The organism is Streptomyces sp. NPDC048434 (assembly GCF_043200375.1).
Taxonomy (GTDB): domain Bacteria; phylum Actinomycetota; class Actinomycetes; order Streptomycetales; family Streptomycetaceae; genus Streptomyces.
Genome location: NZ_JBICXQ010000016.1, coordinates 178,787 through 193,157, shown reverse-complemented (window position 1 = coordinate 193,157; position 14,371 = coordinate 178,787). Strand labels below are relative to the sequence as shown.

The 14,371-nt window shown below is 71.0% G+C and carries 11 protein-coding genes and 1 rRNA gene; 7 read left to right on the top strand and 5 right to left on the bottom strand.

Features of this window, described 5'->3' with window-relative positions:
• Nucleotides 1-88: ribosomal RNA gene (rrf, locus tag ACGFWI_RS20640) — 5S ribosomal RNA — on the top strand; the annotation flags it as partial.
• 404 nt (nt 89-492) lie between these two features.
• Here the strand turns inward: rrf and ACGFWI_RS20635 are convergent.
• From ACGFWI_RS20635 to ACGFWI_RS20615, 5 genes are read right to left on the bottom strand one after another with little or no spacing between them, the layout of a single operon-like run.
• On the bottom strand, nt 493-1,803 hold the full coding sequence (locus ACGFWI_RS20635; protein ID WP_393907408.1) for a DUF58 domain-containing protein: 1,311 nt from the start codon (nt 1,801-1,803) through the stop codon (nt 493-495).
• Between the two features lie 9 nt (nt 1,804-1,812).
• A complete protein-coding gene (locus tag ACGFWI_RS20630; RefSeq protein WP_393907407.1) occupies nt 1,813-2,823 on the bottom strand; it encodes an AAA family ATPase in 1,011 nt (336 codons plus the stop codon).
• Nucleotides 2,759-3,988 (bottom strand): DUF4350 domain-containing protein, encoded by a 1,230-nt coding sequence (locus ACGFWI_RS20625; RefSeq protein ID WP_393907406.1) that lies wholly within the window; start codon nt 3,986-3,988, stop codon nt 2,759-2,761. Before ACGFWI_RS20625 ends, ACGFWI_RS20630 begins: the two co-directional genes overlap by 65 nt.
• Entirely contained in the window at nt 3,985-4,659 is a 675-nt protein-coding gene (locus ACGFWI_RS20620; protein WP_393907405.1) for a DUF4129 domain-containing protein, read from the bottom strand. The genes ACGFWI_RS20625 and ACGFWI_RS20620 overlap by 4 nt, the downstream gene beginning before the upstream one ends.
• Before the next feature lie 22 nt (nt 4,660-4,681).
• Nucleotides 4,682-6,277, bottom strand: a complete 1,596-nt coding sequence (locus ACGFWI_RS20615; protein ID WP_393907404.1) for a hypothetical protein — start codon at nt 6,275-6,277, stop codon at nt 4,682-4,684.
• Between the two features lie 152 nt (nt 6,278-6,429).
• Here ACGFWI_RS20615 and mtnA point away from each other — a divergent pair, with 152 nt between their 5' ends.
• The 6 genes from mtnA (at nt 6,430) to hpf (ending at nt 14,202) form a co-directional block, all read left to right on the top strand.
• Complete coding sequence (gene mtnA, locus ACGFWI_RS20610; protein ID WP_393907403.1) at nt 6,430-7,596, top strand: S-methyl-5-thioribose-1-phosphate isomerase; 1,167 nt, start codon at nt 6,430-6,432, stop codon at nt 7,594-7,596.
• Nucleotides 7,593-8,270 carry a two-component system response regulator MtrA gene (gene mtrA, locus ACGFWI_RS20605; protein ID WP_042155333.1) on the top strand — a complete coding sequence of 226 codons (678 nt, stop codon included), beginning with the start codon at nt 7,593-7,595 and terminating at the stop codon, nt 8,268-8,270. The genes mtnA and mtrA overlap by 4 nt, the downstream gene beginning before the upstream one ends.
• 1 nt (nt 8,271) lies before the next feature.
• Complete coding sequence (gene mtrB / locus ACGFWI_RS20600) at nt 8,272-10,386, top strand: MtrAB system histidine kinase MtrB (protein WP_393907402.1); 2,115 nt, start codon at nt 8,272-8,274, stop codon at nt 10,384-10,386.
• Nucleotides 10,376-12,259, top strand: a complete 1,884-nt coding sequence (locus ACGFWI_RS20595; RefSeq protein ID WP_393907401.1) for an LpqB family beta-propeller domain-containing protein — start codon at nt 10,376-10,378, stop codon at nt 12,257-12,259. Before mtrB ends, ACGFWI_RS20595 begins: the two co-directional genes overlap by 11 nt.
• A gap of 233 nt (nt 12,260-12,492) precedes the next feature.
• Complete coding sequence (locus ACGFWI_RS20590) at nt 12,493-13,221, top strand: ComF family protein (RefSeq protein ID WP_393907400.1); 729 nt, start codon at nt 12,493-12,495, stop codon at nt 13,219-13,221.
• A gap of 294 nt (nt 13,222-13,515) precedes the next feature.
• Nucleotides 13,516-14,202: a ribosome hibernation-promoting factor, HPF/YfiA family gene (gene hpf / locus ACGFWI_RS20585; RefSeq protein ID WP_393907416.1), complete on the top strand. Its 687-nt coding sequence runs from the start codon at nt 13,516-13,518 to the stop codon at nt 14,200-14,202.
• Nucleotides 14,203-14,371 lie beyond the last annotated feature (169 nt).

Here is a 14,371-nt window from a genome sequence, read left to right as displayed (position 1 = left end):
CGGTTACATTTCGAACCCGGAAGCTAAGCCTTTCAGCGCCGATGGTACTGCAGGGGGGACCCTGTGGGAGAGTAGGACGCCGCCGAACAATCTTTCAGCTCCGGTCCCTGAACCCTTGTGGTTCAGGGACCGGAGCTTTTTTGCGTTTGTGGGGTGCCTCGTTTCCCGGGTTTCGTTTCCGGGGGCGGGGCATTTTTGCGTTGGCTGGGGTTGGTTCTGCAGGTGAGTGGCTGGGATGCCTGGGTGCATGGGGTATGTGGTCAGGCGGGTGCGGGCGGGGGAGTGGGAGCGGTTGAAGGAGCTGAGGCTGACGGCCTCGTTCTTTTATCGGGTTGGTTCAGCACCCCCGCGGTGGCATGCCGTTTGAGGTGAGGGCAGCGGTCTAACGGAGATAGCGTCGCCGTCCCGTAGTGCTGCTGTGTAGCCGTATCCCGTGCTGTGTGTCTGGCCCTGACCCGTTCCATTCGTGAGGTGGATGGGGCGCAGGCAGGGTTACAGGCGGCCGGTGGCCTTCAGGGTGAGGTAGGCGTCGGCCAGGTCGGGGGCCAGGTGGGCCGGGGTGGAGTCGATGACGGTGATGCCGTGGTGGCGGAGGCGGTCCGCGGTGCGGCGGCGGGCGGCGTGGGTCTGTTCCGCGGCGGCGGCTTCGTAGACGGCCTGGGGGGTGTGACGGCCGGCGGCCATTTCCTCGATGCGGGGGTCGGCCACGGCCGCGACAATGAGTTCATTGCGTCGGGTGAGGCTGGGGAGGACAGGGAGGAGAGCCTCCTCCACGGGAGCTGAGTCCAGGCCGGTGAAGAGCACGATGAGGGACCGGCGCGGGGTGCGGCGGTGGATAGTGGCGGCCAGGCCGCGGGCATCCGCCTCGACCAGTTCGGATTCGAGGGGTGCCAGGGCGTCGGTCAAGGCCGGGAGGAGATCGCGTGCCGTGCGACCTTGTACGGAGGCGCGTATGCGGCGGTCGTAAGCGAGCAGGTCCACACGGTCGCCGGCGCGGGCGGCGAGGGCGCCGAGCAGCAGGGCGGCGTCCATGGAAGCGTCGAGGCGGGGAATGTCGCCGACGCGGCCGGCGGAGGTACGGCCGGTCTCCAGGACGAGCAGGATGCGCCGGTCGCGCTCGGGGCGCCAGGTGCGTACCGCGAGATTCTGCCGGCGGGCGGTGGCGCGCCAGTCGATGGAGCGAGTGTCATCGCCGGGGGTGTAGTCGCGGAGGCTGTCGAACTCGGTGCCTTCGCCGCGGGTGAGGATGCTGGTGCGGCCGTCGAGTTCGCGGAGCCGGGCGAGCTTGGCGGGGAGGTGCTTGCGGCTGGTGAAGGGCGGCAGGACGCGCAGCGTCCAGGGGACGTGCCGGCTCCCTTGCCGGGCTGCCAGGCCGAGCGGGCCGGAGGAGCGGATCGTGACGCGGACCGCGTGATGGTCACCGCGGCGGGTGGGGTGGAGCCTCGTGGTGAGGCGGCGGCGTTCGCCGGCGGGGATGCGCAGGGAGTGGCGGGAGGCGGGGACGTCCGAACCGGGGCGGAAGGAGCTCGGGGGCCAGGCGTCACGGATCCGGGCGCGCAGGGTGCGGCGGCTCGGGTTGGTGACGGTGAGGTGCGAGGAGGCTTCGCCCGTTAGTCGAACTGTTGTGTCACCGGTTCGGGTGATATGGAGCTTTCGCACTGGCGCGGCGAGCGCGAGGTCGCACAAGATGGCTATCAGCAAGGTGAGTTGGACAGTGAGGATGCCGAGCCAGCCGGGCAGCGCGAAGCCGACGAAGAGGGCTCCGAGTGCGGAGATGAGGGCGGTGCGTCCGGTGAGGGCCACGGTGTCGTCTCAGCGGGGGACGGGGAGATGAGCGAGTACGGCGTTGATCACGGAGTCTGCGGTGACTCCTTCCATCTCCGCTTCGGGGCGGAGCTGGATGCGATGTCGGAGCGTGGGAAGAGCAAGGGCCTTGACGTCGTCAGGGGTGACATAGTCGCGGCCGGTGAGCCAGGCCCAGGCTCGTGACGTGGAGAGCAGGGCGGTGGCGCCTCGGGGGGAGACGCCGAGAGAGAGCGAGGGGGATTCGCGGGTGGCACGGCAGAGATCGACGATATAACCGGTGACTTCGGAGGAGACGGTGGTCTTGGCGACCGCGGCTCGGGCAGCGTCGAGGTCGGCGGTGGAGGCAACGGGGCGCAGTCCTGCGGCGCCGAGGTCGCGAGGGCTGAAGCCGGCCGCGTGGCGAGTGAGGATGTCTATCTCGTCGTGGCGGGCGGGCAGCGGCACCGTCAGCTTCAGCAGGAAGCGGTCGAGTTGAGCCTCGGGGAGGGGGTACGTGCCCTCGTACTCCACGGGGTTCTGCGTGGCAGCCACCAGGAACGGCTCGGGGAGAGGACGGGGTGTGCCGTCGACGGTCACCTGCCGCTCTTCCATCGCTTCGAGCAGGGACGCCTGGGTCTTCGGAGGCGTGCGGTTGATCTCGTCAGCGAGCAGGAGGTTGGTGAAGACGGGGCCCGGCTGGAAGGAGAACTCGGCGCTGCGGGCGTCGTAGACCAGTGAGCCGGTGACATCGCTCGGCATCAGATCAGGGGTGAACTGGACACGCTTGGTGTCGAGTTCGAGAGCGGTCGACAGGGCGCGCACGAGCAGGGTCTTGGCGACGCCGGGGGCGCCTTCGAGGAGCACATGACCGCGGCAGAGGAGTGCGACGACCAGCCCGGTGACGGCGGGGTCCTGGCCTACGACGGCCTTGGCTATCTCGGTGCGCAGGTCCTCAAGGGAGGTTCGGGCGCTGTCAGCGGTCGGGGTGCTCACGGGGGGCGTGCCTCTCTTGGGAAACGATCGAGGATTCGAGTGCATCGAGTTGGTCGGCCAGGTGCACCAAGGCTCTGTCGTCCGCGGGAGCCGGCCCGAAGAGCAGGGCAGGGAGGTCCGCTTCGGCACCGGGAGCGGCGGTCAAGTGGGCGTGGATGGCGGGCAGGAGGACGTCGGCGGTGTGCGCGTGCGCCGAGGACACTCCGATGAGGGGGGCGAGCCGCGTGCGGGTCGCGGAGCGCAGCACTGCGGAGGCCCGGTCGCGGGCGTTGGCCTGCTCGTAGAGACGGGCGTGGCCCTCGGTGGTCTCGGCGGCCGGGACGGTGACGGGGAGTCTTTCCGCAACCAAGGGGCCGAGGCGGCGGGCGCGCCACAGGGCCGCCAATACGGCGGCGAAGGCGAGTTGGAGCAGGGCCCAGCGCCAGCCGGAAGGGACGAGGTCGAGGAAGCCGCGCTGGTTGTCCTGAGCGGATGACGGGTCGCTCATGGAGGGGAGGTACCAGACCAGATGCTTGTGCGCGCCGAGGAGTTGAAGAGCCAGCGAGGCGTTGCCGTGCTCGGCGAGGCGGTGGTTGTAGAGGAGATCGGCGGACCCCAGGAGCACGGTGTCGCGGCCGGTGCCGGGGGCCGGCAGGCGCAGCAGGGTGGCCCGGCCGCCGCCGGTGTAACAGCGATCGGCTCCGTCGTCCGCGGTCGCGTAGCGGAGGCCGCCGAGGAGGGCGCTGCCCGCGCGGCGGGCGTCCGGCAGGGAACAGCCGGGCCGGCGTACCGAGGTGCGGAGCGGAGGTTCCATCTGGACGCCGGGGGCGAAGGATTCGAGGGGCGCCGTACCAGGGGCAAGCAGGACGGTGCGACCGGGAGTGTGCGCGGTCGCCGTGTGCAGGCCCGTCAGCTGATCTTCTGTCAGCACGTCCGGGTCGGTGACGAGCAGGGTGGTGTCGGGGCCGGCCGCGGCAGCGGCCTCCTCGGAGGTGGTCACGACCTGGGTGGAGACGCCGTGGGAGGTCAGGAGTTGGGAGAGGGCCCGGCTCCCGGTCCGGTCCGGGGAGCGGGGGTCGAGCCGGCCGTGCTGTTCGCCGGACTGCAGGGCTCCGAGGATCACACCGCTGACGACGAGCAGAAGAAGCGCGAGCAGCGGACCGCGGGACCGGGTCCACAGACCGCGAGCGGTGGGAGGGGGCGCGGGGATGTCCGGGGCGGCCGTGGTCATGCGTGGCTCCCGGTCGGGGTGGTGGCCAGGGCGGGCTTGGCATGCTGCAGGTCGGTGTCGAGGCTGGTCAGGAGGGTGTACGCCGCTTCCGTGCCGGGGCGGCCGCCGTATGTGACGTCATCGAAGGTGCGGGCCACGGTGCGCAGCCGGTCGGCGTACGCGGGAAATGCCCAGCCGGCTTCGGTGGCGGCCTCGTCAGCGGTGCGGCCCGGGCCGGGAGTGAGCAGGGTGCGCTCTTCCAGGGCGAGGACGAGGGCGCGCATGCGGTCCTGGACCGCCTGGTTCCAGTGGCCCTCGGCGGCGTGCCGGTCAGCTGCAGAACGGTGTTCGGCGGCGGTGCGGGGCCTATCGGCGAAGAGCGCGCCGCTCGTGGTCGGAGTGCGGCGCACCGCCCCGAGCCGCAGCCGGAGGGCGACGATCAGCAGCACCACGAATGCGGCGATGGCGAGGAGCCCGATCCAGCCACCCGGTGTGGTGCCGGCGGCCGCGCGGAAGAGTTCGTCGACGCGTGCCCAGAGCCAATCAAGTGCCTGCTGGATCGGGTTGGGGTCGTGCTGGTGGTACCGGGGGTCGGACAGCTCGCGTTCGGCCGCCTCGTGGGCGGGGACGCGGGGAGTCCTCACCGGTATGTCGTCGTCGGAGCGCGCTATGAGTCGTCCGAGCGCGGTCATGTTCCCCCCTCTGGTCACCGCATCAGCTTCCCGGCGCGGCGTCGTCGGGGCGTTGCCCGGGGCCGTCGGAGGGGGTGGTGTCCGTGGTCGTGGCGCCGGCCGTGGTTCCCGCCTCGGGGGTGTCTGCGTCGGTGCTTTCTCCCGGGGACCCGTCGGTGTTGAGGCCGTCCGGCGTGGAGTCGTCCGCCTTCGCCCCGTCCGCAGGGACGTCAGCGGAGGCAGGGGCAGCAGCTGTTGGCGCGTTGTCGGTGGCCGCGTCCGTGGCTTCGGGAGCGGGCGTGGCCGGGTGCGCGGCGGGAGCGTCGGCGCCGTAGCCGGGGAGGCCAGCGGCGCGGGCGAGTTCGAGGTCGAGTGCCTCGCGGCGGATGCGCTGATCCACGTACAGCAGCGCGGTGACGCCGGCGGTGATCGGGAAGGTGATGGTGGAGCTGATGACGGCGCCGATGCCCAGCACGATCAGGAACGACCAGCCGGTGGTGTTGCTGGTGCCGTTCGCCCAGTCCATGAGGTTCTCGCCGCCGACGAGGAAGGCGATGATGGTGGCCGGGATCTGGATGATGAACTCGACCATGCCAACCAGGAGATAAGCGAGGAGCTGCACGCCCAGCACACGCCACCAGGAGCCCCGTACGAGCTTCGCGGACCGGCGCATGGCGGCGATGACGCCCTGCTTCTCCAGCATCAGGGCGGGGGAGGCGAGGCTGAAGCGGACGCCCAGCCAGATGCTCACGACGCCGGCGGCCAGACCGCCGATCAGGGTGAGGACCAGGCCCATTTCCAGCGTGCCGGTGGTGGTGAGGATGAGGCCGGGAGCCACGCCGACCGCGACTATCGCCATGATGAGCAGGGGGAGCAGGACAAGCAGGCCCAGCAGGCGCGGGAGCTGGGTGCGCGCATCGCCCCAGGCTTCCCCGGCGGTCACCGAGCGGCCCAGGACGGCGCGGCTCACGACCATGGTCAGCAGCCCGGTGACGACGATCGCGGCGAGCAGTCCGATCACCGAGGTGATGCCGCTGGCGGCGAGCGAATTGCCCATCTCGTGCAGGGTCTCGCGCAGGGGCGGGACGTTCTCGTCCGACAGGGAAGGCTCGCGGCCGGAGCCCTGGAACCAGAGGCCGGTGACCGCGGTGATGGCGGTCTGTGCGACGACCGCGACGATCAGGGAGATGCCGAGGACCGTGCGCCAGTGGGCGCGCATGGTGGCGACCGCACCGTCGAGGATCTCGCCGACGGCGAGCGGGCGCAGCGGAATGACGCCGGGCTTGGCGGCCTGCGGCCCCGGTGCCCAGGCGCCGCCCCAAGGGGGCTGACTGCCGGGGTGGCCGCCCCAGTTGCCGGAGTTACCGCCCCAGCCGGGACCGCCGGGGCCGGGCGACGAGGCACGGGCGCGGTCGCCGGCCGTGCTCCGGCCACTGCTTCCGTGAGGGCCGCTCTGGCTCGGGATACCCGTGGGAGCCGACCACTGGCCGGCGGGTGGCTGTTCCTTGGACCAGTTCGGAGGGGACGACTGCTTGCCGGAGTCGGACTGGTCTTCCTGCGGGGGCTGCTCCTGAGTGCCGCGGCCCGGCTCGTCGGAGGGACTGGATCCGGGCGAGGCCCAGCCCGGAGAGTTGTTCATCGTCGCTCCTTCTTGCTGCCCGTCCGCCGGGGCGGCCGGGGTCCGGGGTCCGCGGTGGCAGTCATCGTGTCATGGCCATCGGCGTCGTGTACCGGTGCCTGGAGAGCGAGGGGACCTTCTGCTCGAGGGGCGAGGGGCGGCAGACTGAACGAATGGGCGATCAGTACGAGGTATCCGAGGCGGGCGTCGGGACGCTCGCCATTCCGTCGTTGCGTTGGGAGGAGCCGCCCGAGGGGCCCGTATTGGTCCTCCTTGATCAGACCCGGCTGCCGGTCGAGGAGGTCGAGCTGGTCTGCACGGACGTCCCGGCGCTGGTTCAGGCGATCCGGACGCTGGCCGTGCGCGGGGCGCCGCTGCTGGGTATCGCCGGCGCCTATGGCGTCGCGCTGGCCGCGGCACGGGGCTTTGACGTGGACGAGGCGGTGGAGGCGCTGGCGCAGGCCCGGCCGACCGCGGTCAATCTGGGCTACGGCGTGCGGCGGGCGGCTGCCGCGTACCGTGCCGCGGCGGCCGACGGGCCCGATGCCCAGGCGGCAGCGGCGCTGGCCGAGGCGCGGGCGGTGCATGCCGAGGACATCGAGGCCAGCGCCCGGATGGCGGAACACGGGCTGGCGCTGCTGGGCGAGCTGCTGCCGGGCGGCGGCCACCGGATTCTCACGCACTGCAATTCGGGCGCGCTGGTGTCCGGGGGCGAGGGCACCGCCCTGGCGGTGGCGCTGGCGGCGCACCGTGCCGGTGAGCTGCGCCGGCTGTGGGTGGACGAGACGCGGCCGCTGTTGCAGGGGGCGCGGCTGACCGCCTACGAGGCGGCGCGGGCGGGTATGGCGTACACGGTGCTCTCGGACGGTGCGGCAGGGTCGCTGTTCGCCGGGGGTGAGGTGGATGCGGTGCTGATCGGGGCGGACCGGATCGCGGCGGACGGTTCGGTGGCCAACAAGGTCGGCAGCTATCCCCTGGCGGTTCTGGCGCGGTACCACCACGTTCCGTTCGTGGTGGTGGCCCCGACCAGCACGGTGGATCTGGAGACAAAGGAGGGGTCGGACATCGAGGTGGAGCAGCGGCCGGGCCAGGAAGTGACGGAGTTCTCTTTGCCGTATGCGCAGGGGCCCGGGATGGAGGCGGGCGTCGGCATACCGGTCGCGCCGGTGGGCGCACAGGCCTACAACCCGGCCTTCGACGTCACTCCCGCGGAGCTGGTGACGGCGATCGTCACGGAGGCCGGAGTGGTGTCCCCGGTGACCCGGAACGGGCTGGCAGAGGTGTGTTCCACGTCACGATGGAGTAAGTCACGATCAGGTAATGGGATGATGGCCGAATGAAGGGACGCGTCCTTGTCGTCGACGACGACACCGCACTGGCAGAGATGCTCGGCATCGTGCTGCGCGGCGAAGGTTTTGAACCGTCGTTTGTGTCGGACGGTGACAAGGCCCTTGCGGCCTTCCGCGAGACCAAGCCTGATCTTGTACTGCTCGACCTGATGCTGCCGGGGCGGGACGGTATCGAGGTGTGCCGGCTGATCCGCGCCGAGTCCGGCGTGCCGATCGTCATGCTGACCGCCAAGAGCGACACGGTGGATGTGGTGGTCGGGCTCGAATCGGGCGCGGACGACTACATCGTCAAGCCGTTCAAGCCCAAGGAGCTGGTGGCTCGTATCCGGGCGCGGCTGCGGCGTTCGGAGGAGCCGACGCCGGAGCAGCTGGCGATCGGTGACCTGGTTATCGATGTGGCGGGCCACTCGGTGAAGCGCGACGGGCAGTCGATCGCACTGACCCCGCTGGAGTTCGATCTGCTGGTGGCGCTGGCGCGCAAGCCGTGGCAGGTGTTCACGCGTGAGGTGCTGCTCGAGCAGGTCTGGGGCTATCGGCACGCCGCCGACACCCGGCTGGTCAACGTCCACGTGCAGCGGCTGCGCTCCAAGGTCGAGAAGGACCCGGAGCGGCCGGAGATCGTGGTGACCGTGCGCGGGGTCGGCTACAAGGCCGGGCCCAGCTGAGATGAGCCGGGACGGTTCGGCCCCGGAGGGAAAGCGGGGGCGCACCGTCGACCCGGTGGGCGATATGTCCTTTTCGGGGAAGGTGTCCGCCTGGTTGCTGCGCGGCGGGCAGCTGCTGCCCGACGGCGCGGTGAGCGGTCCGGTCCACCCTCTGCTCCGGCTCTTCAGCCGTTGGGTGCGGCGGCCGCTGCTGCCCGCCCTGCGGCTGTGGCGGCGCAACATCCAGCTGCGCGTGGTGGCGACCACGCTGCTGATGTCGCTGGCCGTGGTGCTGCTGCTCGGTGTCGTGGTCGTCGGTCAGGTCCGTAACGGCCTGCTCACGGCCAAGGCGCAGGCCGCGCAGAGTCAGGCCGTGGGCGGCTTCAGCGTGGCCCAGAAGATGGCCGACGGCGCCGATGACACCCGGCCCGATGACACCGCACATACCGGCAACCGCGGCACCCAGGACTCCGCGACCTGGCTGACCGGCCTGGTCGAACAGCTCGCCAGCGGCGGGCAGGGCGTCTTCTCCGTCGTGGCGCTCAGCTCTGACTCCGACGAACCGTTCGGTGACTCCAGCCCCGGTACCCGCGGTCCGCGCGCCTCCGGCGATGTCGATCCCGAGCGGAGCGTGCCCCCCGACCTGCGGCGGAAGCTGGAGACCAAGTCCGGGACGTTCCGCCAGTACACCGAGATCAAGCGCATCGGGTCGGACGACGGCGTGCCGGCGCTGATCATCGGCAAGCGGCTCAACGATGTGAACAGCAACCAGTACCAGCTCTACTACCTCTTCCCGTTCAGTCAGGAGGAGGAGTCGCTCAAGCTGGTGACGGGGACGCTGGCGACGGCCGGAGTGTTCGTCGTGATCCTGCTCGGCGCGATCGCCTGGCTGGTGGTGCGGCAGGTCGTCACGCCCGTACGGATGGCCGCGGGGATCTCCGAGCGGCTGGCCGCCGGCCTCCTCCAGGAGCGGATGAAGGTCACCGGCGAGGACGACATCGCCCGTCTGGGCGAGTCCTTCAACAAGATGGCGCAGAACCTCCAGGTCAAAATCCAGCAGCTGGAGGAGCTGTCCCGGATGCAGCGCCGCTTCGTCTCCGACGTCTCGCACGAGCTGCGTACGCCGTTGACGACCGTACGGATGGCGGCCGATGTCATCCATGAGGTGCGGGACGAGTTCGACCCCGCCACCGCGCGCTCCGCCGAGCTGCTGCGCGGCCAGCTCGACCGCTTTGAATCCCTGCTCGCGGAGCTGCTGGAGATCAGCCGGTTCGACGCCGGAGCGGCCGCGCTGGAGGCCGAGCCGATCGATCTGCGCGATGTGGTGCACCGTGTCATCGAGGGTGCCGAACCGCTCGCCGAGCGCAAGGGCACCCGGATAGTGGTGCGCGGCGCCGAGCAGCCCGTCATCGCCGAGGCCGACACCCGCCGGGTGGAGCGCATACTGCGCAATCTCGTCGTCAACGCCGTCGAGCACGGCGAGGGCCGCGACGTGGTGGTGCGGCTGGCCTCCGCGGGCAGCCGGAGCGGCGGTGCGGTGGCCGTCGCGGTGCGTGACTACGGTGTCGGCCTCAAGCCCGGCGAGGCCGCCCGCGTCTTCAACCGTTTCTGGCGTGCGGACCCGGCCCGGGCCCGTACGACCGGCGGTACGGGGCTGGGCCTGTCCATCGCCGTCGAGGACGCCAGGCTGCACGGCGGCTGGCTGCAGGCCTGGGGCGAGCCGGGCGGCGGCTCGCAGTTCCGGCTGACGCTGCCCCGTACGGCCGGCGAGACGCTGCGCGGGTCCCCGATCCCCCTGGAGCCGGAGGACTCGCGGCGCAACCGCGGACTGGACGAGACGGGGCGGCCGCGTGCCGGGGCGGGGCGTAAGGCGTCCACGATCCCCGTGCAGACGCGTGCCGCACAGGCAGGCGACGCGGCAGCCCCTGCCCCGGAGCCGAAGGTGTCCTGGCCGGCGGTCGATCCGACGGCACTGCCCGGCAACGGTGCCCGTGTGGTGCCGCACGGCGGGGGCGTACGGAGCGAAGAGGCGGCGCGTGGCGAGAGCGCGCGCATCGACGAGCCGGTCCGTGAGGGCGGGGCCGAGCAGGAAGCCGAACGGAACGTGGATCGGGAGGGCGGGCTGCGTGGACACTGAGCGCGGAGGCGGACGCGGGGACGGGACCGGGTCCCGTACGCGCGCCCGCCGGGGAGCCGGGTCGGCGCGGAAGTTCCTGCTGCTCGGCTGTGCGGCGGCGCTGCTGGCCGGGTGCGCGTCGATGCCCGACAGCGGGGACGTCACGTCGGTCGACCAGTCGCCACGCTCCGAAGGCGAGTCGCAGGTGCGGGTCTACGGAGTCCCCCCGCAGGACGGTGCGCAGCCGACCAATATCGTGCGCAGCTTCCTCGACGCCACGACCAGCGACGAGGCGGATTTCCGTACGGCCACCCAGTATCTGGCCAAGTCGGCGAAGCGGACCTGGCGGCCGTTCCAGGTCACCAATGTGCTCCAGGAGCGTCCGAAGCCCGAGCCGAAGGCGCTGCCCAACCGGGAGGACTCGAACGGCTACACGGTCGCCCTGTCCGGCAGCCAGGTGGCGGCGGTGGACGACAGTCACGCCTACACCCCTGAGGAGAGGCCGTACCGCCAGACGATCCACCTCATCAAGGAGGGCGGACAGTGGCGTATCGACCGGCTGCCCAACGGGCTGGTGCTGGGGCTCTCCGACTTCCAGCGCATCTACCGCTCCGTCAACAAGTACTACTTCGCGTCCTACAACTCCGAGTCGGGGGAGCCGAAGGCGAGCCGGAACGTGCTCGTCGCGGACCCGGTCTATCTGCGGCAGCGGATAAAGCCGATCACGGCCAGTGTGGAGGCGCTGCTGTCCGGTCCCACCGACTGGCTGAACCAGGTGACGACCTCGGCCTTCCCGTCCGGCACCCGGCTTGCCGCGCATGATCTGGCGCTGGACGACTCCAACGCGCTGCGGGTCAAGCTCAGCAAGGACGCGGTGAACACGGACACCACCCAGTGCAAGCAGATGGCGGCTCAGCTCTTCTTCACCGTCCAGGACATGACGCGGGCTTCGAAGGTCAGCGAGGTGGAGCTCCAGGACAACAGCGGCAACTCGCTGTGTGCGCTGTCCCAGGAGCAGGCCGAGCGCGACTTCGCGCCGTCCCCGGGCGCAGGGCGCTCCGGCCAGGAGTACTTCATCGACGCCGACCACAAGGTCGTCGGCATGTCGGACTCCGCGACCGAACCGACGCCGGTGCGCGGGCCGTTCGGAACGGGCAAGACCCCGCTGCGCTCGGTGGCCATCTCGCGCGGCGAGGACACCGCGGCCGGAGTGTCGAGCGACGGCCGGTCCCTGTATGCGGCCGCCATGGAGGACGGCGTCGAGCGCGGCGATCCGCTGCTGACCAGTACGGGTTCGGCCAAGAACCCCGATATGGGGCTGACGGCGCCGAGCTGGGACGGTCTGGGCGATCTGTGGATCGCGGACCGCGACACACACGGTTCGCGGCTGCTGCGGCTGCGCGAGGGTAAGAGCGCCCCCGAGAAGGTGGCCGTGCCCGGCCTCGGCGGCCGGCGGATCAAGGCGATCAAGGTGGCCGCGGACGGCATCCGGATCGCGGTCCTGGTGGAGGACAAGGGCCGTACGACACTCCAGCTGGGACGGGTCGAGCGCGACGGAAGTTCGGCGCATCCGAAGCTTTCGGTGCAGGAACTGCGTCCGATCGCACCGCAGTTGGAGGATGTGGTGGCGGCATCCTGGGCGGGCGGCAGCCGGCTGGTGGTCGTCGGGCGGGAGTCCGGCGGAGTCCAGCAGATGCAGTTCATGGAGACCGACGGCTCGGCGTCCAACGCGCAGACCCTGCCCGGAGTCAACGGCGTCATCGCGGTGGCGGCCTCGGAGGACGACGCCAGGCCGTTGATCGCCGATGCCACGGAGGGCATCGTGCGGCTGCCTACCGACGCGAACTGGAAGACCGTGGCGAAGGAGGGGACGGCGCCGGTCTATCCCGGGTGATCGGTGACCCGTGACCCGTGATCGGTGACCGGGCGACGCGGATGAGCGGCATCTGCCCGGCGGCGAGGGCGGCGCGGGCCGTCGGGCCCTGGACCGGGGTGTACGGCGGGCCCGGTCTGCCGCGCTGTCCTACCCCGCAGTCCGCACGCCCACAGCCCCGCAGATCCGCAGGTCCGCAGGCGTGGTTATCCACAGGGGTGGTGGCCGGGCGTGGACGGCGGGACAGTGGAGTCATGCAGGGGGTGTGGCGCGAACTGGCCGGTCTGGTGCTGCCCGTCGACTGTGCGGGGTGCGGCCGGCAGCGTACGGAGCTGTGTGCGGAGTGTCGTCGGGTGCTTGCGCGGGACGGGCGCGGGGCGCGGCGGGTGCGCCCGCGGCCGAGTCCGGCCGGGCTGCCCCGGGTGTGGGCCGGGGCGCCCTATGCCGACGAGGTGCGGGCGGTGCTGCTGGCCCACAAGGAGCGGGGTGCCCTGCGGTTGGCCGGGCCGCTGGGAGCGGTGGTGGCCGGGGCCGTGCGAGGGCTGAGACCCGGCGGCGGTCCCCAGCTGCTGGTGCCGGTGCCCTCGGCCCGAAGAGCCGTGGCCGGGCGGGGCCATGATCCGGTGCGCAGGATCGCACTGGCGGCGGCCGGGGAGCTGCGGCGGGCGGGCAGCGGAGCCCGGGTGCTCGCGGTGGTGCGGCAGCGTCGTGCGGTGGCCGACCAGGCGGGGCTGAGCGCCCGGCAGCGGCTGGTGAATGTTGCTGGTGCACATGAGGTGCCGGGCGCGGCCCGCAGGCTGCTGGCGGGCCGGTCAGCGGTGCTGGTGGACGATCTGGTGACGACGGGGGCCACGCTCGCCGAGGCGGCCCGGGCGGTCGCGGCGGCCGGTGGCCGGGTGATCGGGGCCGCGGTGGTAGCGGCGCCCCGTAGCGCTTTCGCCGTCGAAGGTGAGGTGATGGAGCCATTACCACGCGGCTTGTAGCCGAGGACGAAAAGTCACCCAAATGGAGCCGAGGGCTCCGAGGGGGTGCCGACATCCGTCCGGGAGAGCTATGTTCGGTTGTGAGGACTTGGCGGGTGTTTTGCCTCGAATGTCGTGCTGTATGTGTTCAGGGGCGTTTGCGGCGACCCTGAAAACGGGGGAGTGGAGAGCTTGTCGTCGGGGGAGGAGGAGGTGAAAGTCGCCAAGTCCGAGGCTCCGGCAACCCACCGGAGCCTGGTGCAAGAAGGAATTGCTCCGCTGGATGAGCGGAGCGATCCGGGAACGGAGTTCTGCGTGGACATCGTCGTCAAGGGCCGCAAGACAGAGGTGCCCGAGCGGTTCCGCAAGCACGTGGCCGAGAAGCTGAAGCTGGACAAAGTCCAGAAGCTCGACGCCAAGGTGATCAGCCTGGACGTCGAGGTGTCCAAGGAGCCCAACCCGCGGCAGGCCGACCGTTCCGACCGAGTGGAGATCACCCTCCACTCCCGTGGCCCGGTGGTCCGGGCCGAGGCCGCCGCAGCCGATCCGTACGCCGCACTGGATCTGGCCACCGCGAAGCTCGAGGCGCGTCTGCGGAAGCAGCACGACAAGCGTTACTCGCGTCGCGGCAACGGCCGCATCCCGGCGAGCGAAGTCGCAGGCAGCGTGCCTGACGCCGCGAGCCTGAACCCCAACGGCGAACTGGCCGCCGATGCCGGCCAGACGGTGCCGACCACGAAGATGGGGTGCATCGACGTCCAAGGTGAAGGACCCCTGGTCGTCCGCGAGAAGACCCACTCGGCCGCCCCGATGATGCTCGACCAGGCGCTCAACGAGATGGAGTTGGTCGGGCACGACTTCTACCTCTTCGTCGACGCCGACACCAAGCTGCCGAGTGTCGTCTACCGGCGGCATGCCTACGACTACGGAGTCATTCACTTGAACCCCGACCTGTTCGGGGGAGAGGAGCCCGGCGGCGCAGGCGGCGCGCTGGGCGGCTGAACCCCACCCGCTCGGTGCCCCCGGCGTACGCCGGGGGCACCATCGTGCCCGGAGGAGCCAGGAGTTGAAGCCGTATAGTGTTTGTGCCAGCCAGGGAGTATGTGGGCACGAAACGGCGACATGCCGGGGAGACGGTCGTATGGCATTGATCGGGCTGGCAGGGGGCTGT